The organism is Flavobacterium sp. AK-301, from assembly GCF_058310215.1.
Map to the genome: position 1 here is coordinate 1 of NZ_JBZEES010000041.1, position 791 is coordinate 791.

Annotated in this window: 1 protein-coding gene; it reads left to right on the plus strand. The window is 36.3% G+C overall.

Annotation, left to right across the window (positions count from 1 at the left end):
* Positions 1-791 (plus strand): hypothetical protein (locus AC4FQX_RS15155; RefSeq protein ID WP_491168559.1); only part of this gene is annotated, 791 nt, incomplete at both ends.

Below are 791 nucleotides of genomic sequence, written 5' to 3' on the forward strand. Positions count from 1 at the left end.
GGTGGAGATAACGGTACAATTACTGTTAATCTGGACGCTACGAATATCAATACTCCATATCAATACAGTATTAATGGAGGTACTCTTCAGGAATTGAATGTCTTTAAGGGTTTATCTGCAGGGAATCATGTTATTAAAGTAGTTTCAGAAAGAGGTTGTGATCGTGAAAAAACGGTTATCATAGGTCAGCCGGAGGATATTGCAATCGGAGCTCCGGATGTAAAACAGTTTGGTTGTACTACAGGTAACACTATGAACAACGCTGTTATCACGATTGATCCTTCACAAGTAACAGGCGGAAGCGGCAAGTATAATTTTGAATTAAAAAATACTGCTAGTGGAGAGGTTATAGCTTCTATTGATAATACAATACAACCTACATCAGAAGTACGCTGGAACATTACTAATGTTGCAGGAGGTTTTTATACAATATATGTATCTGATACTGTGGGGTGCATAAAAAAAATAAAAGTGAAGGAGATCTATCCTTTCTATGAATTAGTGAGTGCAACAGCTAAGGTTACCGAAAAAATGAGCTGTATTAATACAGGAGAAAGTGTTGAGATTGAAGTAATGACCACAGAGAGTGACGTTACTCCGGCAAATCCATATGCTTTTGAATACAGTATTGATGACGGAGTAACATGGAGAGATATGCCGATTTTTACAGATCTGAAGTCTGGTTCTTATATTTTTACAATAAAGAATAAAACCACTGGTTGTGTAATTCATACGTCTCATACTGTGATAAATCCAGATGATTTGGTTCTGACCGTTACAAAATTAAATGA